General features: G+C 72.1%; 23 protein-coding genes. 15 read left to right on the top strand and 8 right to left on the bottom strand.

Annotation, left to right across the window (positions count from 1 at the left end):
- Positions 1-70 precede the first annotated feature (70 nt).
- The gene (locus ABZ862_RS00640) at positions 71-805 is read left to right on the top strand and encodes an SDR family oxidoreductase (RefSeq protein ID WP_360949899.1); all 735 of its coding nucleotides are present in this window, start codon (positions 71-73) and stop codon (positions 803-805) included.
- 355 nt (positions 806-1,160) lie between these two features.
- Positions 1,161-1,637 (top strand): CoA-binding protein, encoded by a 477-nt coding sequence (locus tag ABZ862_RS00635; protein ID WP_360949896.1) that lies wholly within the window; start codon positions 1,161-1,163, stop codon positions 1,635-1,637.
- A gap of 339 nt (positions 1,638-1,976) precedes the next feature.
- Here ABZ862_RS00635 and ABZ862_RS00630 read toward each other — a convergent pair whose 3' ends face one another.
- Complete coding sequence (locus ABZ862_RS00630; protein WP_360949893.1) at positions 1,977-2,363, bottom strand: RidA family protein; 387 nt, start codon at positions 2,361-2,363, stop codon at positions 1,977-1,979.
- 913 nt (positions 2,364-3,276) lie between these two features.
- On the opposite strand from ABZ862_RS00630, the gene ABZ862_RS00625 reads away from it, so the two are divergent.
- A complete protein-coding gene (locus ABZ862_RS00625) occupies positions 3,277-4,134 on the top strand; it encodes a hypothetical protein (RefSeq protein WP_360949890.1) in 858 nt (285 codons plus the stop codon).
- Here ABZ862_RS00625 and ABZ862_RS00620 read toward each other — a convergent pair.
- Positions 4,113-4,607, bottom strand: coding sequence for a hypothetical protein (locus ABZ862_RS00620; protein WP_360949887.1), 495 nt, complete (start codon positions 4,605-4,607; stop codon positions 4,113-4,115). The genes ABZ862_RS00625 and ABZ862_RS00620 overlap by 22 nt on opposite strands.
- Positions 4,608-4,817: 210 nt before the next feature.
- On the bottom strand, positions 4,818-5,780 hold the full coding sequence (locus ABZ862_RS00615) for a zinc-binding dehydrogenase (protein ID WP_360949884.1): 963 nt from the start codon (positions 5,778-5,780) through the stop codon (positions 4,818-4,820).
- Positions 5,781-5,917: 137 nt separating this feature from the next.
- Here ABZ862_RS00615 and ABZ862_RS00610 point away from each other — a divergent pair, with 137 nt between their 5' ends.
- The gene (locus ABZ862_RS00610) at positions 5,918-6,583 is read left to right on the top strand and encodes a helix-turn-helix domain-containing protein (RefSeq protein WP_360949881.1); all 666 of its coding nucleotides are present in this window, start codon (positions 5,918-5,920) and stop codon (positions 6,581-6,583) included.
- Between the two features lie 178 nt (positions 6,584-6,761).
- Complete coding sequence (locus ABZ862_RS00605) at positions 6,762-7,262, top strand: DUF3761 domain-containing protein (RefSeq protein WP_360949878.1); 501 nt, start codon at positions 6,762-6,764, stop codon at positions 7,260-7,262.
- 162 nt (positions 7,263-7,424) lie between these two features.
- Here the strand turns inward: ABZ862_RS00605 and ABZ862_RS00600 are convergent, their stop codons facing one another.
- Positions 7,425-8,456, bottom strand: coding sequence for an aldo/keto reductase (locus ABZ862_RS00600; protein ID WP_360949875.1), 1,032 nt, complete (start codon positions 8,454-8,456; stop codon positions 7,425-7,427).
- 167 nt (positions 8,457-8,623) lie between these two features.
- Here ABZ862_RS00600 and ABZ862_RS00595 point away from each other — a divergent pair, with 167 nt between their 5' ends.
- Positions 8,624-9,079 carry a MarR family winged helix-turn-helix transcriptional regulator gene (locus ABZ862_RS00595; RefSeq protein ID WP_360949872.1) on the top strand — a complete coding sequence of 152 codons (456 nt, stop codon included), beginning with the start codon at positions 8,624-8,626 and terminating at the stop codon, positions 9,077-9,079.
- Positions 9,080-9,141: 62 nt separating this feature from the next.
- On the opposite strand, the gene ABZ862_RS00590 is transcribed toward ABZ862_RS00595, so the two are convergent.
- The 3 genes from ABZ862_RS00590 to ABZ862_RS00580 are packed head-to-tail and all read right to left on the bottom strand — an operon-like array spanning position 9,142 to position 11,062.
- Positions 9,142-10,110: a hypothetical protein gene (locus ABZ862_RS00590; protein ID WP_360949869.1), complete on the bottom strand. Its 969-nt coding sequence runs from the start codon at positions 10,108-10,110 to the stop codon at positions 9,142-9,144.
- Positions 10,111-10,136: 26 nt separating this feature from the next.
- Positions 10,137-10,877, bottom strand: coding sequence for a cytochrome b N-terminal domain-containing protein (locus ABZ862_RS00585; RefSeq protein WP_360949866.1), 741 nt, complete (start codon positions 10,875-10,877; stop codon positions 10,137-10,139).
- Positions 10,874-11,062 (bottom strand): hypothetical protein, encoded by a 189-nt coding sequence (locus ABZ862_RS00580; RefSeq protein ID WP_360949863.1) that lies wholly within the window; start codon positions 11,060-11,062, stop codon positions 10,874-10,876. The genes ABZ862_RS00585 and ABZ862_RS00580 overlap by 4 nt, the downstream gene beginning before the upstream one ends.
- 239 nt (positions 11,063-11,301) lie before the next feature.
- Between ABZ862_RS00580 and ABZ862_RS00575 the strand changes: the two genes are divergently transcribed.
- The 6 genes from ABZ862_RS00575 to ABZ862_RS00550 all read left to right on the top strand — a co-directional run bounded on the left by ABZ862_RS00575 (position 11,302) and on the right by ABZ862_RS00550 (position 16,574).
- Positions 11,302-11,721: a pyridoxamine 5'-phosphate oxidase family protein gene (locus tag ABZ862_RS00575; protein WP_360949860.1), complete on the top strand. Its 420-nt coding sequence runs from the start codon at positions 11,302-11,304 to the stop codon at positions 11,719-11,721.
- 195 nt (positions 11,722-11,916) lie between these two features.
- A complete protein-coding gene (locus ABZ862_RS00570; RefSeq protein ID WP_360949857.1) occupies positions 11,917-13,155 on the top strand; it encodes a PAS domain S-box protein in 1,239 nt (412 codons plus the stop codon).
- Positions 13,148-13,528, top strand: coding sequence for an STAS domain-containing protein (locus ABZ862_RS00565; protein WP_360949854.1), 381 nt, complete (start codon positions 13,148-13,150; stop codon positions 13,526-13,528). The genes ABZ862_RS00570 and ABZ862_RS00565 overlap by 8 nt, the downstream gene beginning before the upstream one ends.
- A 2-nt stretch (positions 13,529-13,530) precedes the next feature.
- Entirely contained in the window at positions 13,531-13,959 is a 429-nt protein-coding gene (locus ABZ862_RS00560) for an ATP-binding protein (protein WP_360949851.1), read from the top strand.
- Between the two features lie 198 nt (positions 13,960-14,157).
- Positions 14,158-15,315 carry a hypothetical protein gene (locus ABZ862_RS00555; protein WP_360949848.1) on the top strand — a complete coding sequence of 386 codons (1,158 nt, stop codon included), beginning with the start codon at positions 14,158-14,160 and terminating at the stop codon, positions 15,313-15,315.
- Between the two features lie 89 nt (positions 15,316-15,404).
- Positions 15,405-16,574 (top strand): PAS domain-containing sensor histidine kinase, encoded by a 1,170-nt coding sequence (locus tag ABZ862_RS00550; RefSeq protein ID WP_360949845.1) that lies wholly within the window; start codon positions 15,405-15,407, stop codon positions 16,572-16,574.
- A gap of 19 nt (positions 16,575-16,593) precedes the next feature.
- Here the strand turns inward: ABZ862_RS00550 and ABZ862_RS00545 are convergent, their stop codons facing one another.
- Positions 16,594-17,103 carry a DUF6299 family protein gene (locus tag ABZ862_RS00545; protein WP_360949842.1) on the bottom strand — a complete coding sequence of 170 codons (510 nt, stop codon included), beginning with the start codon at positions 17,101-17,103 and terminating at the stop codon, positions 16,594-16,596.
- A gap of 362 nt (positions 17,104-17,465) precedes the next feature.
- Here ABZ862_RS00545 and ABZ862_RS00540 point away from each other — a divergent pair, with 362 nt between their 5' ends.
- The 3 genes from ABZ862_RS00540 to ABZ862_RS00530 all read left to right on the top strand — a co-directional run bounded on the left by ABZ862_RS00540 (position 17,466) and on the right by ABZ862_RS00530 (position 19,282).
- On the top strand, positions 17,466-17,672 hold the full coding sequence (locus tag ABZ862_RS00540; RefSeq protein WP_360949839.1) for a DUF5999 family protein: 207 nt from the start codon (positions 17,466-17,468) through the stop codon (positions 17,670-17,672).
- Positions 17,673-17,766: 94 nt separating this feature from the next.
- The gene (locus tag ABZ862_RS00535) at positions 17,767-18,579 is read left to right on the top strand and encodes a PaaX family transcriptional regulator C-terminal domain-containing protein (RefSeq protein WP_360949836.1); all 813 of its coding nucleotides are present in this window, start codon (positions 17,767-17,769) and stop codon (positions 18,577-18,579) included.
- Positions 18,580-18,820: 241 nt separating this feature from the next.
- Complete coding sequence (locus tag ABZ862_RS00530; protein WP_360949833.1) at positions 18,821-19,282, top strand: ATP-binding protein; 462 nt, start codon at positions 18,821-18,823, stop codon at positions 19,280-19,282.
- Positions 19,283-19,298: the final 16 nt, after the last annotated feature.

The raw sequence follows: 19,298 nt of genomic DNA, 5'->3' as shown, positions 1-19,298 counted from the left end.
TCCGTTCTGTCGTTCTGTCTTTTTGCCGTTCTGCCGTTCTGCCGCTCCGGCTTCACCCGAGGAGATCCCCATGTCGCAAGCCCCGCGCGTCGCCCTGGTCACCGGAGCGTCCGGCGGCATCGGCCGCGCCGTCGCCACCCGGCTGGCCGCCGCCGGTATGGCCGTCGGCGTGCACTACGCCGGCAACGCGGAGGCCGCCCGCAAGGTGACCGACGCCGTCGAGCGGAGCGGCGGCCGGGCCGTCGCCGTACGGGGCGACGTCGCGGACGAGACCGCCATGGCCGAGGCGTTCGACACGGTCGAGGAGCGGTTCGGCGGGATCGACGTCGTCGTCCACACCGCTGGCGTCATGACCCTCGCCCCCGTCGCCGAGTTCGACCTCGACGCCCTGGACCGGATGCACCGGACCAACATCCGCGGCACCTTCGTCGTCACCCAGCAGGCCGCGCGCCGGGTCCGGGACGGCGGAGCCGTCGTCACCTTCTCGACCTCCGTCACCCGGCTCGCCTTCCCCGGTTACGCCGCCTACGCGGCCAGCAAGGGAGCGGTCGAGGCGATGACCCTCGTCCTGGCCCGCGAGCTGCGCGGACGCGACATCACCGTGAACGCGGTGGCGCCCGGTCCCACCGCCACCCCGCTCTTCCTCGACGGCAAGGACGAGGAGACCGTGCAGCGACTGGCGGCGCAGGCGCCCCTCCAGCGCCTCGGCACGCCCGAGGACATCGCCGAGACCGTCGCCTTCCTGGCGGGCCCCGGCCGCTGGATCAACGGCCAGGTCCTCTTCGCCAACGGCGGCATCGCCTGACGGCTCCCCGCACACGCGGAGAGGGGCCCGTCCGGCCGTCACCGGCGGAGGCCGACCGGACTGCCGATGCCGACAGTGGACGGCGACGTCGTCCGGAACGCCGGGGCACCTCCTTCTCCGTCTCCGGCACCGCACAGGCACGCCGGCGGCTCGCGCGACCACGCGAGAAGTTCGCCACCCCGGTCGGCAGACCGGCCGACGGCGGGCGGTCGCGAGCCGAGCCAGGGTCCACTGTGCTTCGAAAAGGGTCACGACCGGCCCTGGACAGTGGCAGGCGACGGGCACAGGTTGAGGGAAGGAGAGTATCTGTGCAGTTGTGGAGCCGTCAGGCATCACGGCACGTGGGGAGGCAGTCGTGGTCACGATCAAACAGGCGGCATCGGATTTCCTGGCCAAGAAGCGCATCGCGGTGACCGGGGTCTCCAGGAACCCGCAAGGACACGGTTCCAACGGTATGTACCAGCGTCTGCGGGAGCGCGGCTACCAGGTCTTCGCGATCAACCCCCATGCGGACCGGGTCGAAGGCGATCAGTGTTACCGGGACCTGGCGTCGGTCCCCGGCGGTGTCGAGGCGGTGCTGATCGGCACCAGGCCGGAGACCGCGGAGCAGACCATGCGGGAGTGCGCCGAACTCGGCATCAGGCATGTGTGGATGCACCGCCTGCACGGAACCGGCAGCGTCTCCGCCGCCGCCACGGAGTACGGCCGCAAGCATGGAATCACCGTGATCGACGGGGGCTGTCCTCTGATGTTCGACCCGGCCGCCGACGGCATGCACAAGGCGTTGTGCCGGGTGGCCACCTGGACACGCAAGCTTCTCAAGGAGGTATGAGGCGACGGCCCGGCGGCAGGCGCCCGTTCCAGAGGGCAGCGCCGCTGGTGGAAACCAGGCGGCCTCCGCCGGCTTCACCGACCGGCGCGTGCCCGACCACCCGCGCTCCGGTCCCGGCTGCGCGGTCATGTCGCGGACCTGTCCGGCAAGGGGCGGATCCGTCACGCGCTCACCGGCGGACTTCACCGGCCCCGGGCCGGCCCACCGGTCCGTGCCGTCGCGGAGGACGGCCCCGGGAAACGCCACAGCCCGTCCCAGGGTCCTTGCGGGACGGGCTCCTTCACTACGCGAAGGTACTGAGGCTCTGGCTCCTCTGTCCCTTCCGCTCCTCTGCTCGGATCAGGTGGTGCCCGGCCGCTCCCGCCCCTTCGTCGCTGTCCTGCCCCGGTAGGCGACACCGTCGATCATCAACAGGCAGTCGGCATCGATGAACTCGGTGGTCGCCGTCATACGGGCAGGGAAGCCGCCCGGCGGGAAATGGTCGGTGAAGTGCCGCTCCATGCCGGGCAGGTCGTCGATGTCCTTGAGCCAGACGTTCACCTTGACCAGGTCGTCGAGAGTCAGTCCATGGCTGTGCAGGGTCTGTTCGAGGTGCCTGAACGTGTCCGTCATCTGCTCGGCGAAGGCAGGCCCGAAGCCGCGGTGCAACCCGAGGAAGACGAAGTCTCCTGCCGCCACAGCGGAGGAGTAGCTGTACGGGGTCGGGGTTCTGCTGATCGCTGACACTGCGCCATCTCCGTCCGGCGTCCGAGGCCCGAGGGGTCCGGCTCCGCATGCCGCCCCTAAGTGGATTCGAACAAATGTGCCAGTAGCGTAGCAGCGCAACAACCCTCGTGGGGGCACACGGCCACGGCGTCCGGCCTGTCCGTGTCCGTGCCCCGGCGGAGAGAGCGGCAGTGCAACTGTCCGTTCCTCCTCCTTGCAGGGCGCTCGTCAACCCGGCCACTGTGGCGGTCTCTTGTACCGGATCAGCCTGAGCCGCGTGGATGGTGGCATCGGCCCGCAGCGCCGCCGCGACCGCCGAGTGCCCAGGTCGTCGGGCGCCGGAACGACCCCGTGGGCACAGAGGGTTCTGGACGGCCGTGTCCGAGCGGGCCGGGCCGAGGAGGAACGAGATGACGTCCGCGATCTCGGCCAGGTCGCCGATCCTGCTGCGGGCATTGGCCTGGTGCCCGTCCCGATGCGGTAGCCGCTCGGCCGGCACGGACGCCGTCTCACGGGCCCGTGTGAAGGTGCCGACCGCGATACAGCGGTTCCCGGCGGCCGAGGCCGTCTCCACGGGGAGCCGGTGCAGGCGAGCCAGGTCACAGACGTCCACGACGCTCCAGCCGGCCTCCGGGACGAGCGGCAGCGCGCCGCGCATGATCCGCCGGATCAGCTCCGGCGACGCACCGGCCTCGAGGCGCATCAGCGGTCCGAGAATGGTTCCCGGTTGAGCACGACCAGTTACAGGCCGGATACGCCGTTGCCGGACAGTACGCACACGTCCGGCTTGAGCCGCCGGTCGCCGGATCGTGCGGCCTCACAGGACTTCTCCGATTCCGGTCGGACCAGGCCCTCCCCACTCCCGCGATTGCCGGATACCGTTGGGACAGAACGGTGGCTTGAGAGCTGGAGTTCCGGGTCTGCCGGGGGAGCCATGGATCCGTTGACAGCGGTCGGTGCGGGACGGATGGCGTCGGGGAAGCGGTTCGCCTTCTACATCTCCGTGCAGTTGACATCGGTCCTGGTGCCCGGGCTGGTCGCGGTCACCTGCCTCACCGCCCTGGTCCTGCACGCCGAGCATCCTCAGCACTTCGGATCCGCCGTCAGCCGCGCGACGGCCAGCGTCCGTGGACCGGCTGTGATTCTCATGGACGTCTCCTGGCTTGCCTCAGCCTATGTACTGGGGTACGTGGGCCGCGAAACGACGTTCCGGCTGCTCGGCATCGCAGAGCGGCTGAGCACGCGACATCGGGCCACACTGAACGCCCTTCACCAGGAGTTGGAGGTCGCCTACGGGCAGGAAGCCGTGCAGCGCTGCCTGCACACTCATCCCCTGCTAGGACACCTCCTACGCGCGGCACGGCGGGATTCCCCGCGTTCCGAGGCGCTCCGCCAGCCGGGTGGCGCACTGCGCATCGGACACGCCTACGAAGCATTCACCTACGCCAAGTCATGGCTGCGGCAGCACAATCCCGCGCTCGCACCGGACTCGATCGAGGCAGAGATCAACATCCTTGTCTCCACGCTCCTGCCCATGGGGCTCGGCGCATGGGTTCTGGTCTCGCTGGCGTCACTGAGCGCGACAGCCGGCGTGGGAGTCGTGCTCGCCACGACGGTTGTCGCCGGAGTCATCTTCGCCCAGGTACTGCGCCTGCGCCGGAACGAATGCTGGGAAGCCCTGCGCAACCTCGTGGAGGACCACGAAATGCGACTGGCAGCCGCGCGGCTGCCCGGTTCGGCTTTGACCGGCGCCGGTTCGGACGACGACTCTCATGGAGAGGGTGCGGCGTAGTGGCGCAGGTCGGGCAGAATGCTCTCGCACACCGGACCGACGACCGAACAAAGTGTCAGGTGTATGTCGGCACCGGCCTGATGAGCGGCCACAGCCCTGTGGTTGCCGTCCAGAAGGACGTGGCCGGCTCCGCCCACTCTGTATGCCGGAAGCATGAGTGAGACGGGTCCTGGGCTCGTCGCAAAGTCCTGGGTCAGCGCGGCGACGGCGTGTCTGCGGCTGTCGGGCCAACTGCGCAACGTCCGGCATGCGGTGTCGACACGCAACGGCCGGCTCCCCGGAAGGTTCCATCGGCTGTCCGCTCCCGCGGGATCGGCGTACCAGACGGTGAAGAGTGCGGCCAGCCGCTGCTTCGCCGCATCCCGGCCAAGCGTCTCCACCTGGACATCGGCACGGACCGTGGCCAGTCCGACCCAGTCGAGCTGTGCCCGGATATCGGCGCGGAAATGGACGGCGAAGCCTTCGAGATCCATCTGCGGGCATCCCCCGTCTGTTTCCTGGCCGGTCGTTCGCACAGAGGCGGCCTTGACGGAAGGTCACACCTCGTCGCCGGAGGCCTGAAAGCGTACGCGGGAGTCGCCTCCGTCTCCAGGGCCGGGGCAAGGCCGTGTCCGCGCGGCCCCGTTCACCGGGAGCCAGGGCGGTGTGCGGGACACGCCCACCGGCTCTGACAGCTCAGCGCCTCAGGGGGTCAGCACGACTCTGCCGAACACCTCGCCCGCGTCCATCTTCCGGTGGGCCTCGGCCGCTCGGTCCAGGGGCAGGACCTCGTGCACGACCGTACGCAGGTTCCCGTGTACGGCATCGGTGAACTGGGACGCGCGTACGGCCTGCCGCTCGGGACCGGGCACGGTGTCGGAGCTGAAGGTGGAGAACGACAGCGATCTGCGGAAGGCGTCCATCAGCCGCATGCCGAAGTCCGCCGGCGGCTGCCCGCCCACCACGCCGACCGCCACGAACCGTCCGTTGGCGTTCAACCTGTCGAGGAAGGAGGGAAGCCGAGATCCGCCCACGACATCGATCACCACGTCGAAACCCGACGGCGTGTCCGGGCCGCCCCCGCCGGAGCGGTCGAGGACATGGGTCGCGCCCAGGTCGCGCAGGCGGGCACCGCGCTCCGGCGATGAGGTGGTCACCGCCACCGCGCCTGCCCCGCCCCTGGCCGCGAGCTGAACCGCCGTGATCCCGATACTGCCCGCCGCGCCGCGCACCAGCACCGCCTCGCCGGGCGCGAACCGGGCGCGGTCCAGGGCGAAGTGGGCGACCACGCCGGAGCCGCCGAGAGTCACCGCATCGGCGCCGTTCAGGCCGTCCGGCAGCGGCAGCACGTCCTCGACCGCGGCGACGGCCTGCTCGGCGTATCCACCGGACAGGCCGGTGAACGCCCACACCCGCCGCCCGACCCATGAGGCGTCCACGCCCTCCCCCACCGCGGTGACGCTTCCCGCGACCTCGCTGCCGAGAAGATGACCCTCCCGGAAACCGTACGCGGCCAGCGTTCCCCTGCGGATCACGGCGTCCACACCGCCCACCCCGATCGCCTCCGTGGCGATCCGCAGCCGCCCCGGTGCGGGAACGGGCTCCGCGAGATCGACGACCTCCAGGCCGGCCGGAGCTCCGAACGTCCTGATCACCACTGCTTTCATCGCTGTCCCTCGGGTCGGTGAACGGCTGGGGGCGGGCACAGCGCCGGGCGGGACGGGCGAGACGGTCCGGGACGGGGCGGCACCACCGCCACGGACCGTAACGGACGCGTCCGTCCGCTTGGCTAAAGTGAGAGATCATGAGCGGCCCCTTGCCTCGCACGCTGCGCTCCGACGCCCGCGACAACCGCGCCCGCATCCTGGAGGCCGCCCGCGCGGTGTTCGGCGAGGACGGCCTGAGTGCGCCCGTGCGGGAGGTCGCCCGGCACGCGGGCGTCGGCCCCGCCACGCTGTACCGGCACTTCCCGACCAAGCAGGACCTGATCGCGGAGACCTTCGCGGAGCAGCGGCGGGCCTGCCGCACCGTGGTCCGTGACGCCCTCGCGGACTCCGACCCGTGGCGCGGATTCCAGAACCTCATCACGCAGATCTGCGAACTCCACGCCTCGAGCAAGGGGTTCGCCGATGCCTTCATGGCGGCCTTCCCCGAGGCCATGGACTTCGCCGCCGACCGGGAGCGGACGCTGCGTGCGGTCGCCGAGCTGGCCCGCCGCGCCAAGGAGACCGGGCGGTTGCGTTCCGGCTTCGTCGTCGACGACCTCGTCCTGATGCTCATGGCCCACCGGGGCGTCGAGGAGGTGGCGCGTGCCGCCCGGCTCGCGGCCTCCCGTCGCTTCGCCGCCTACGTGATCGACGCGTTCCGTGCGGTGCGGGAGACGGAAGCACCCGCACCGCTGCCGCCGGCTCCGGTCCTGCGGCTCACACCGTCGCCCGGCGCACCGGGCGCCGCCCCGCAGCCGGGCTGAGGGCGCCGCCTTCTCGGCAGCGGTGAGCTCCGGGGCGTGATCCTGACGGGCCGTCACGCCCGCTCGATCGCACATACTGGCGAAAGATCACAAACTGGTGACCAGCACACCGAACCCCCACCTGGTCAGCAGAACTGACGATACGGTCATCGATGCAAAACACCTCTTGGGGGAAGATATGACCAATCCTTACGCCATGCCGCCACGACCCCCGGCCCCACCGACACCGCCGGCCCCGAGGTGGGCACGCAAGCGGTACGTGCTGCCGGCGATCGGGCTCGCCTTCTTCCTCGGCGTCGGTACCGGCTCCGGCGGGCAGCACAGCGGGAACGACGCGAAGGCGGTGGCCGACAAGGTGCAGCCGACCGCCACCGTCACCACGACGGCCACGGCGACAAAGACCGCGGCACCGGAGCCCGCGCCGACCGTGACGGCGACGAAGACGGTCAAGGTGAAGGTGACCGTCACCGCGAAGGCCGCCTCCTCCGGGTCGGGGAGCAGCGGAGGTTCGTCCGGCGGAACGTCATCCACGAGCGGCGGCGGTTCCGGTTCCTCCGACGACTCCGGCACGGCCGGAAACGGTGCCACGGCCCTCTGCGACGACGGCACCTATTCCTACGCCGCCCACCACCAGGGCGCCTGCTCCCACCACGGAGGCGTCGCCGTCTTCTACCGGTAGAACCGGGTCCCCGTAGGCGCCCGCAGCCCGCAACGTTCGCCGCACATCAACGTCTGCATCGATGTCTGCATCGATCCTGCGGCGGGTTCGAGGGAGCGGTGGCGGGCTGCGGCGTGACGTCTCCCGGATACGCAGTTCCTCGGGCTCGCCCAAGGACGAAGGTCAACCGGCTCTGACCGCTGTCCTGGTCCCGTCCTGCTCGCTGTCCAGAAGGGCCATCAGGGCTGCGGCGTAGCGGGTTCCGGCGACCTCGTCCGGCGGGACCGCCTCGTCGAGCGTGCGGAGTTCGGCGGCGGTGAGGGTGAGGTCCGCGGCGGCCAGCGCCTCCTCGATGCGATGCGGCCGGCGGGCACCCACCACGGCCACGACGGTGCCGGACCCGCGGTTCCGGGCGATGACCCAGGCGGTGGCCAACTGCGCGACGGTGATGCCGCGGGCGGCGGCGAGCGGGCGCAGGCGGTCGGCGAGGGCGAGGTTGGCGGGAAGGTTGCCGGGGTGGAAGCGGGGCAGCCAGTGGGCGCGCGGGTCACCGCCTGCCGGCTGCCGGTAGGAGCCGGTGAGCAGGCCGTGGGCCAGGACACCGTAGGCGGTGACGGCTATCCCCAGGTCACGGCAGGTGTCCAGGATGCCGTTGGTCTCGGGGCCTCTGCTGAACAGGGAGTACTCGATCTGTACGTCGCTGATCGGGTGCACGGCGTGGGCGCGCCGGATGGTCTCGGCGCCCACCTCGGAGAGTCCGATGTGGCGGACGTACCCGGCCCGCACCGTTTCGGCGATGGCGCCGACCGTGTCCTCGACGGGGGTGGCGGGGTCGAGGCGGGCGGGGCGGTAGATGTCGACGTGGTCGGTGCCGAGGCGGCGCAGGGAGTAGGCGAGGGCGTTCTTGACGTGGGCGGGGCGGCCCTCGACGCCGACGAAGGCTCCGTCGGGGCCGCGCAGGCCGCCGAACTTGACGCTCAGCAGCGCCTTTTCGCGGTCGCCGGTACGCAGGGCACGGCGGATGAGGTCCTCGTTGTGCCCCATGCCGTAGAAGTCGGCGGTGTCGAGGAGTGTGACACCGGCGTCGAGGGCCGCGTGGATCGTCGCGACGGCGTCCGCCTCGTCGGCGGGCGCGGTGCGGTCGGACATGCCGGAGCAGCCCAGCGCGAGGGGGGCGACTTGGGGGCCGTCGGTTCCGAGGGTGTGGAGGTGCATGGGTCCGACCTTCTTGGCGGCGGATGGGAGGGAGGGGCGGGGAGAGGGGGAAGGGGGAGGACGGCAGGGTGGAGAGGGCCGTCCGGAGGGCTGCCGCGGGCGTGGTCGCACCGCTGCTAGCGTTGACATCTCAACACCACGACGAGACTACGAAGAGGCGCGTTGATATGTCAACACCCAGCGGGGAGGCCGCCGCGTCGCACGAGGTCACGACCGACGGTGTGCCGGACCCCGTCGATCTCTGGAGCACCTTCAAACGCGTCCACGAGGTCGTCCGCGCCCGTGTGATCGCGGACACCGCCGAGTCGGCCGGACTGTCGGAGCCGGACCTGACGATCCTCGTCAATCTCGGCAAGGCGGGCGGCACCCTGCGTCAGAGCGAACTCGCCGCGTCCCTGGGCTGGGACCGCACGCGCATCTCCCACCAGCTCACCCGCATGGGCAACCGCGGACTCGTGTCCCGTGAGCGCGGCGCCGGCGTCACCGTCAGCCTCACCGACACCGGACGCGAGGCCGTCGCCGCCGTACACCCCGGTCTGGACGCCGCGGTACGCCGCCACTTCACCGACAAGCTCACCCCGCTCGAACTCGCCACGCTCGAAGCCGTGTTCCGGCGGCTCTAGGGCCGCGGCCGGAAAGGCGCACGGGAACGGCGCACCGGAAAGGCGCACCGAAGGCGCACCCGCTAGGGGGTCTGCCCGGGGCGGTCCTCCGGTCGGCGGCCGGGGGACGCGGTGGCCTCCTGGGTGCGGTACCAGGACCGCCAGATCAGCCGGTGCACGCGCGTCCAGCGCGGCAGGGACCGTACGCCGGGGAGGAAGGGGACCAGCAGCAGGCCCAGGCTCAGCAGGGCCATCAGGGCCCAGATCAGGGCGTCGGCGTTGCCGGACGACTTGAAGGGTTCGATCTGGTACCAGAACGTGTAGAGCCACAGCCACGCCTGGCCGGGGAAGTTCCCGGTCTCGTTCATCATCCCCCACTGGTCGCCGCCCAGATGTTCGGCACGGGCCAGGGACTCCAGGTGGGTACCGTCGGAGAGGAAGAGCAGCGGGCGGGTGTAGTCGGTCTGGTAGAACCTGCCGTCGGCCTGCAACTGCCCGTCCAGGGCGCCCGACCGGGCCAGTTCGAGCAGGCGGGCCGTGAGGAGGGGCACCGGGCCGTAGGCGCCGCTCGCCGCCCTGGCGGGGGCGCCGCCGGGAGCGGCGGCCAGGGCGTCGGAGTAGGCCTTGGTCCACGCCTGCCGCAGGGCCGCCGGAGCGGCGTTCCAGGCGGCGAGGGCCGCGCGGACGGCGGGCGTTTCGGGGGCGTCGGTCAGGGGGCGGATCACGAAGTCCTCGGCGGTGTCCACCGGAATGTGCACCCCGACGGCGTTCTGCGGGCTGAACGGGCCGATCTTCTGCGCCGCACCGGGCGTGTCGTTGTACGGGGGCCCGTACTCGGCCGTTCCGCTGGTACCGCCCAGTTCCGCCACGGCGGTCGCCGTGAAATCGGCGCCCGCCGCCCTGGACCAGGAGGCCAGTGTCACCGGTTCGACGTCGGGCGAGGAGAACAGGGCGGCCAGCGCGGCGGTGAGCACCGCGACCGCCACCAGGGCGATCGTGAACTCCTTGACCAGGTCGTAGGGCCGGGCGGGGAAGGCGGCGGGGTCCGGCACCGCGGCCTTCCGGGACCGCCGGCGCGTCACCGTACGTCCCCGGGCGCCGCGGGCACCGCCTCGCCGCCCGCGGGACCGGCCGCGTCGAGGGGCGGCACGATGCCGCGCCGGCGCACCAGCAGGACGTGCCAGACCGTCAGGAGACCGAGGACGAACGGGAGCAGCACGATGTGCCACATCAGCATCTGCCCGAAGTCCAGCACGTTGAAGAACGCGCCGACGCCGACCGAGTTGAGCCCGTCCTTGGCCTGTCCCGCGATCCACTGCGAGTCGAAGTTCTGCTGGACCAGGTAGCCGGTGAAGGCGGTACCGATCGAGGTGAGGAAACAGACCACCCCGGTCATCCAGGTCAGCGCCCGCCCGCCCCGCCAGGCGGCCATGAAGAACTTGCCCCACAGGTGCACGACCATGAAGAACATGAACAGCTCGACGCTCCACAGGTGCAGGCTGTTCACGTACTTCCCCGCCGTGGAGACGTGCCACCAGGCCGGCCCCTTCAGCGCGAGCACACCGCCGGTGACGAGCACCACGATCAGCGAGGACACGGTGAGCACGCCGAACACGTAGATCCAGGAGGCCATGTACGCCGGCTGGGTGTCCGGTAGCAGTTTCTCCGGCGGCAGGGCTCCGGCGGCCCGCCTGCGCACCACGCCGGTCCAGCCGCCGCCGGCCGGAACGTTCGTGTACGTCCCGGCGGACGCGCCGCGCTCCCCCGGCACTCCGCCGCGCTCGGCCGGGTCTCCGCCCCGCTCCCCCGGGCCGCTCATCTGCGGCCTCCGGGGAAGGGCAGCAGCAGGGCCGCGACAAAGACGATCACCATCAGGCCGATGACCACCAGATTCGCCACGGACAACTGGATGACGCCCCAGTGCACATAGTGCCCGGGCCCGTTCAGATCCACGGGCGCGGCCAGCACGTGCCCGCGCGACGGCAGGAGTTCCGTGTTCGTCATCGTCCGTATGCCCTCTCTCGCCGCGCCTTCGGCCCGTCCGTGACCCGTCTCCGGCCGATCCGTCCTGATCCCAGCGAAGCGCCTCGTGGAGCCACGGGCATCCGGGCGGGCCCGTTTCCTGGGCCGAACGGACCAGAGCCTGTCCGGCGGGGCACGGCGAGGACGCGGGCCACCCGGTGGAACCGGAAGGGGCCGACCGGCCCTAACCTCGCTTCAGCGGTGTGAAGGAGGATGGACCGATGGCTCATGACGACGTGTTCCGGGTGCTGGACCGGGAAGAATGCCTGCGCCTGCTGGCCAAGGCGCCGGTCGGCCGTGTCGTTTTCACCCGGCATGCCCTTCCCGCCGTCCTCCCCGTCAACTTCTCCATCGACACCGACAGCTCCGTGCTGCTGCGCACCTCGGCCTCCTCCGAGCTGGTGCGCGCCGTCGACGGTGTCGTCGTCGCCTTCGAGGCCGACGCGTTCGACGCCACGCTGCGGTCGGGCTGGAGCGTCGTCGTCACCGGGCGGGCCGCCGTGGTGACGGATCCGGCCGAGCACGAACGGCTCAGCCGTACCGGGCCGCGGTCCTGGATGCCGATCGCCGACGCCATCTTCGTCCGTATCGAGTCGGAGATCGTCACCGGCCGGGAGCTGGGCGACACCGGGGGTATCTGAGCCCGCGCGGCGCGGCGGCGCCCAGGACCTGCCGGGCCCGGCCCGCACCGTCCCCGCTCCGCCGTCCGCACCCCCGTCCGCACCGTCCCCCCGCGATCACCCGTGCCCGGCGGGATAGCATCGGCCCCGCCGGGGTTCTCGCGTGCGCAGCGGGGTCCCGACCGCAGATCGAGAAGGCGAAGGGCGGGGCTGGCCATGACTGTGCCACCGGAGGACGGGCAGGACCGGCGGGGGGCGGACGATCCGCGGGATCCCCGGGAGCGGCTGCGGGATCTGGAGACGATGCTGGGCGCGCTGACCGACCAGGCCGTCGTCAGGCTGGGGCCGGACGGCGAGGTGCTGCGGTGGAGCCGCAGCGCCGAGGCGATGACCGGGTACCGCGAGGACGAGGTCGTCGGGCGGCAGCTGTCGCTGCTGCGTACCGAGGAGGACCGCCGGGCCGGGTTCGTCGACCAGGAGCTGACCGCCGTACGGGACGAGGGGCGCCGGGAGTTCCAGAGCTGGTGGGTGCGCAAGAGCGGGGAGCGGTTCCTCGCGCTCACCACGGTGACGGCCGTGGAGGACGGCGGCGGTTTCGTCACCGTGCTGCGTGACGTCACCGAGAGCGCCCGCGCCGAATCGTTGTTCCACGGGCTGCTGGAGTCCGCGCCGGACGCCATGGTCATCGTCGCCTCCGACGGGCGGATCGTGCTGGTCAACCGGCAGGCCGAGGTGCTGTTCGGCTTCGAGCGGGCCGAGCTGGTCGGGCGGGAGATCGAGGTGCTGGTGCCCGGCCGGTTCCGCGACCGGCACTTCGGGCACCGGAACGGCTTCTTCTCGCATCCCACGGTGCGGCCCATGGGCGCCGGGCTCGAGCTGTGGGGCATGCGCCGCGACGGCACCGAGTTCCCCGTCGAGATCAGCCTCAGCCCTCTCGAGACCGCCGAGGGAGAGCTGGTCGCCGCCGCCATCCGTGACGTCACCGAGCGCCGCGAGACGGAGCAGCGGCTGCAGCGGCAGCGCGACGAGATCCTGGAGCTGTCCACCCCGGTGATCCAGGTGTGGGACAAGGTGCTCGCCCTGCCGATCATCGGCACCCTCGACACACTGCGCGCCACCCGGCTCACCGAGGGTCTGCTGGAGAAGATCGCCCAGACCCAGGCCGAGGTCGCGATCCTGGACATCAGCGGCGTGCCCACCATCGACACCCAGGTCGCCCAGCATCTGCTCAAGACCGTGCAGGCCGCGGCCCTCATGGGCACCGTGAGCATCATGAGCGGCGTGCGTCCCGAGACCGCGCAGTCCATGGTGCACCTGGGCATCGACATGGCGGGGCTGCGCTCGCGCAACACCCTGCAGGACGCCCTTCAGCTGGCCCTCGCGGTGCTGGCCGAGCGCGCCGACAGCGCCTCGACGGCCGCCCGCGCCCTGCTCTCCGGAGGCCGCGGTGAGTGACGACGTCGTTCCCGTCATGCAGATCGGTGACACGCTGCTGGTGGCCCTCCAGGGCGACCTCGACGACACCACGGTCATCCAGATCGAGGAGCAGCTCACCCGCGAGGTCGCCCGCACCGGCGCCACCGGCATGCTCGTCGACGTGAGCCGGCTCAGTGTGGTGGACTCCTTCATCGCCCGTGTCCTCGCCCGGATCGTCGCCATGGTGCGGCTGCTGGGCGCGCAGGCGGCGATCGTGGGCATCCAGCCGGCCGTGGCCATCACCCTGGTCGAGCTCGGCGTGCCGATGGGCCACCTGGACACCGCGCTCAACGCCGAGCAGGGCCTCGCACTGCTCCAGCGGCTGCGCCGCAACGTCTCCGGTACGGACTGACCGTGCGCCCGGAGACCGGGGCGGGCCGTGAGCCCGCCGACTTCGACATCATCGACGAGTCCGACCTCATCCGCGTCCGCAAGGTGCTGCGTACCGAGGCCGAGGACGCCGGGCTGAACCTCGTCGACACGACCAAGCTGATCACGGCCGGCAGCGAGCTGGCCCGCAACATCCTCAACTACGCCACCGGCCGCCGCGGCCGGTTCAGTGTGGCGCGGGTGCTGCGGGAGGGGCGGCGCGGGGTGCAGGCCACCTTCGCCGACGACGGGCCCGGCATCGCCGACCTCGACGCCGCCATGACCGACGGTTTCAGTACCCGTGGCAGCATGGGTCTCGGTCTGCCCGGCGCGAAACGCCTGGTGGACAGCATGACGCTCACCTCGGCGAGCGACTCGGGCACGACCGTGGTGATCGTGAAGTGGCAGCGGTGAGCCTCGGTGGCGCCGTGGCGGCCGGAGCGACCGGAGCGGCCACGGCAGCTGTGACCGGCGTGACTGCTGTGGCTGTCGTGACAGCCGTGGCTTCGGACAGGGAGTGGTGCGGTTCTGAGTGAGAGCGAGCACCGGCGGCATCCCGTCGCCGCCGAGGAGGACGTCGGGGCGCTGCGGCGTGCCGTGGCCCGGCTCGCGGTGACACAGACCGGGCTGAGGCCCGGTGCCGCCGAGCTGGTCGCCACCGAGCTCGGCACCAATCTGCTGCGGCACGCCATGCCGGGCGGCTATGTCCTCGTCAGGAAGGCGGGGGACGGCATCGAGCTGATCTCCGTCGACGCCGGACCGGGCATGCCCGCCTCCGCCGTCGCACGGGCGCTGTCCACGACCGGTCCCGCCCCCGCCCCCGGTGCCGCCCCCGCGTCGTCGTACCGCGGTGTCGGTGGAATCCCCTCGCGACCCGGCACCGGGCTCGGTGCGGGGCCGGGTGCGGGGCTCGGTGCGGGACTCGGAGTCGTACGGCGTCAGGCCGCCGAGTTCGATCTGTACTCCGACCGGCACGGCACCGTCGTCTACGCCCGCCTCGGCAGCCCCCCGCCCGCTGTGCCCGGTCCCGGGCCCGGCGGCGGTCACTGGCGCTTCGGCGGGGTGAACATCCCCTACGGCGGCGACGGCGAGTCCGGCGACGCCTGGGCCGTGGCCCCCGGTCCCGCGGGTCCGACGGGGCCGACGCTGGCCGCCCTGGTCGTCGACGGCCTCGGGCACGGACCGGCCGCGGCCCTCGCCGCCCGTGCGGCGGTCCAGGAGTTCGAGCGGGGTCCGCTGACCGGGCTGGAACCGTTCGTCCGGCACGCCCACGAGGTCCTGCGCGCCACGCGCGGCGGGGTGCTCGGCACCTGTCTGATCGACCCGGTCCGCGGCGAGCTCGCTTACGCGGCGGTCGGCAACATCACCGGCCGGGTCGTCACCGGCGCCGGCGCGAGCGTCACCGGCGGGAACCGGAACGGCACCGGCGCGAGCGGCACCGGCAGGATCAGCAGCGGCCGGGGTACGTACCTGCTGGACCGCCCCGGCACCCTCGGCACCCATCTCCCGCTGCCCACGATCCGCCTCCAGCACTGCCCGTGGCGGCCGGGATCCACGCTGATCCTGGTCAGCGACGGGATCCGGTCCGGCTGGAGTCCGTCCCCCGAGGACCATCCCGGGCTGCTCGCCCGGCATCCGGCGGTCGTCGCCGCCGTACTGCACCGCGAGTACGGCAGGCCCAACGACGACGCGACGGTCCTCGTCGTCCACCAGCCGGAGGCGGTACCGGACGTGGTACCGGAGGCGGGGCCGTCCCCCCGGACGGTCTGACCGCCGCCGCCCGGGTGACGTGGTCGCCCGCCCGGGTGACATGACATGATGAGCGCGGCTCAAGCACCCAGCGGCGAAGGACGGACAGCATGGGGGACACCCTCGCCCCCCGGCCCCGGGGCGGCTCCGAGGATCCGGCACAACAGCAGGCCGAGCTGGCACACCGCGACCGTCTCATCGACGAGTTGCGCCAGGAGCTGGAGGACACCAACCGCGGCCTGATCGCCCTGCACACGGAGCTGGAGCACGCCCGGCGGGCGGAGACCCGGCTCGCGGCGATCGTGGCGTCCTCCGACGACGCGTCGTTCGCGCTCGACCTCGCCTGCCGCATCCAGACCTGGAACCCCGGTGCGCAGCGGCTGCTCGGCCGGACCGAGGCGGAGACCGTCGGTGCGTCCACGGACGTACTGATGTCCGAGGAGGCGCGTACGGCGTTCCGCACGGCGGTGGACGGCATCCGCGCCGAGCGACGCGCGGAGTCGTACGACTCCCGCTGGCTGCGCGCCGACGGCGACGAGGTGGACGTGTCGGTCTCGGTGTCGGCGATGCGCGACCCCGAGGGCGCCCTGATCGGCTTCGCCGCGACGGCGCGGGACATCACCCATCAGCTGGCCGCCCAGGCGGAGCTGGCCGCCGCACGCGCCGACCGGGAGGTCATGGCCGACCGCGACCGGATCGCCCGCGATCTGCACGACATGGTCATCCAGCGGGTCTTCGGCGCGGGGCTCGCCCTCCAGAGCATCACCGGGCGGGTGGAACGGCCGGACCTCGCCAAGCGCCTCACGTCGGTCATGGACGAACTCGACGCCACCATCCGGGAGCTGCGGGGCGCCATCTTCAATCTCCACCAGCCGCTTCAGAAGGCGATCAGCCTGCGCGCCCAGGTCGTCGACGAGACCGGCGCGGCGACGGAACGGCTCGGTTTCGAGCCGGTGGTGGAGTTCCACGGCCCGGTCGACGCCGCGCTCCCGGACGAGACGGCCGTGCAGCTGCTCGCGGTGCTGCGCGAGGCCCTGTCCAACGCCGTGAAGCACGCCCACGCCTCCGCCGTCACGGTCTCCGTGCACGCGGGGCGTGATCTGCTCCTCGAGGTCACCGACAACGGCCGCGGTCTCGGACAGCCGACCCGCAGCAGCGGTCTGACCAATCTGCGCCGCCGGGCCGAGAAGCTGGGCGGCACGTTCGAGGCGACCGGTCCCGCGACCGGGGGAACCCGCCTGCGCTGGCGGATCCCCCTGGAGGCGGACGCGGGGCACTGATCGTCGTCCGGGTCCCTCGTCAGGCCTGCACGAGGGTGATGTCGCGCCGCGCGAACGCGTGGATGCGGGGCAGCGGCAGACCGCCGACCGGCCGCAGCTCCAGGATCACGGCGTCGACGTGCGCCGCGCCGGGTACGAACATGCCGGGCGCGGTCGTGCCCGTGTTCACCCAGGTGCGCACGGTGCCGTCGCAGATCGCGCGGCTGCCGCCGATCCCGGCGCCGGTCGTCGCACCCGTGCCGGAGGTCTGGCCGAGGGACGCTCCGACGAATGCCGGACCGATGGCGTCGGTGCACAGGTAGGTGCCGGAGAGGGTGACGGTGCCGTCGGCGGCGACGGTGCCGGTCGCGTCGACGGTCACGAACTCGTTCGCCGCGATCTTCTGCGCGGACGCGTCGGGTGCGGCCGGCGCGGCGTACGCGGCCGGCGCGGCCGGCAGCAGGAGGGCGGTCGCGGCGACGGCGGCGGCGGTCGTGCCGAGCAGGCCGCGACGGCGCCGTGCGGGGCGCGCGCTCTGGGTCGTGAGCATGGAGTTACCTCCGATGAGATGCAGAGATGCAATGAACCGAGGTCTCAGAGGTACCGGTCGGCGCGCACCGTGGGTGCGACCGTCACCCCATCGGTGGCGAGTCCGCACCCAGGTGCTCCGCGCCGGGCTCATCGAGTGAGTTCGTGAGGGAGTTCATGAGGGCCGTCACGCGGGGGTTCGTGAGGGGGCCCGCGGCCTGGTTGCTGACGGACCCCGTGGCACGGTCCGGGGATTGTCCGGGAGTTGTCCGGGGGTTGTCACAACCGGCTTCAGAGCGTTCCTAGGAGTCCGCGAGCCGAGGATGGTTCAGTCGTACCGGCGGCGCCGAAGCCGCCGGCACCCGTCCGACGTGGAGGTGCGCCATGTGTTCCCACCAGTCCTCGTGCTCCGCCGCCGACACCCGCGCCGCGCACATCGTGGCCGCCCGCCCCGAGCAGGGCTGGACCCTGCTGTGCGACGGTGCGATCGTCTTCGACGACACCGGTGAACTGCTCCCCGACGGCCGCGTCGTCGCCCCGCACCGGGTGCCCGTCGGGCCGGGCGCCGCCCCGCTCCCGGCCGCCGCCTGAGCTCCGGCCCCCCGCGGGGAGAACCCGGTCCGGGGCGGGCCGCGCCGCCGCTCTGCGTACCGGAGGTGACCAGCAGCAATACCGAAGACCTAAGATGATCAACGTGTCCGACCAGCATGCTCCACGGTCTCTGATCGTCACGCTCTACGGCGCCTACGGCCGCTTCGTGCCCGGCCCGGTGCCCGTCGCCGAGCTGATCCGGCTGCTCGCCGCGGTCGGCGTGGACGCGCCCTCCGTACGGTCTTCGGTGTCCCGTCTCAAACGGCGCGGGCTGCTGCTGCCCGCCCGTACGGCGCGAGGTGCGGCGGGGTACGAACTCTCGCCGGAGGCAAGGCAGTTGCTGGAGGACGGCAACCGGCGTGTCTATGCCGCGGCGCCACCCGAGGACGAGGGCTGGGTGCTCGCGGTGTTCTCGGTGCCGGAGTCGGAGCGGCAGAAGCGGCACGTACTGCGCTCCCGGCTGGCCGGGCTCGGCTTCGGCACGGCGGCGCCCGGAGTGTGGATCGCCCCGGCACGGCTGTACGAGGAGGCCCGCAACAGTCTCCGGCGGCTGCGGCTCGACCGGTACGTGGATCTCTTCCGCGGTGAGCACCTGGGGTTCGCGGCGACCGCCGAGGCGGTGACCCGGTGGTGGGACCTGGCCACGATCGCGAAGACGCACGAGGCGTTCCTCGACCGTTACGCGCCGGTGCTGCGGGAGTGGGAGCGGCGCGCCGACACCCCGCCGGAGGCGGCGTACCGGGACTATCTGCTCACCCTGGACTCCTGGCGTCGTCTGCCGTACGCCGATCCGGGGCTGCCCGCGCATCTGCTGCCCGGCGACTGGCCCGGCACGCGCTCCGCGGCGGTGTTCCTGGAGCTGCACGAACGGCTGCGGGACGCGGGGGCGGTGTTCGCCGGGGTGTGACGCCGTGACCGCCGCGGGGGTACGGGGGAGGCGGAGGGGCTCGTACGGTCACGGTGGCACGGACCGCCGTGTCACGAATCGTCGATGGAGCGGTAACAAACGGCCCGGGTCCGGGAGGGCGGGTGCCGAGGGGGGTACTCCGACTGGTACCGGGGCCGAAGGTCCCGTACGGCACCCGACGAAACGCCCCTGCCGGAGGGCGCCGTACCCTTCATATGGTTGAAGGCAGGACAGCCTGCTCATGAACGGAACCACCGTGCAAGAACGTCCCCCGGCCTCCGCCTCCTGGCGGGTGGCCCTGCCCCACTCGGCCACGGCCGTGCCCGTGGCCCGTGCCCTGGTCCGCACGGCGCTGACCGGTGCCGAACACGGGACCGACCGGGACACCGCGGAGCTCCTCACCGCGGAACTGGTGGCCAACGCCGTGGAGCACACGGCCGGGGACACCCCGATCGAGCTGGTGATGGAGCTGCTGCCGACCGGGTGCCGGATCGAGGTGCACGACCCGGACCCGGCGCCGCCCGGTGATCTGACCCGCCCCGGCCCGGACGGCAGCCCCGATCCCTGGCAGGAGCACGGCCGCGGACTGCTGCTGATCCGCTCCCTCAGCTCGTCGTGCGGGCACCGGCGCACCACGTCCGGCAAGGCGGTGTGGTTCCGGTTGCCCGTGGTGCCGGCGCAGTGGCGGCCGCGGCAGTCCTGAGAGAGAGGGCGGCCGG

Source organism: Streptomyces sp. NPDC047000, assembly GCF_040644295.1.
Taxonomy (GTDB): Bacteria; Actinomycetota; Actinomycetes; order Streptomycetales; family Streptomycetaceae; genus Streptomyces.
The sequence above is the reverse complement of the archived record's forward strand: the minus strand, read 5'-3'. Positions and strand labels throughout refer to the sequence as shown.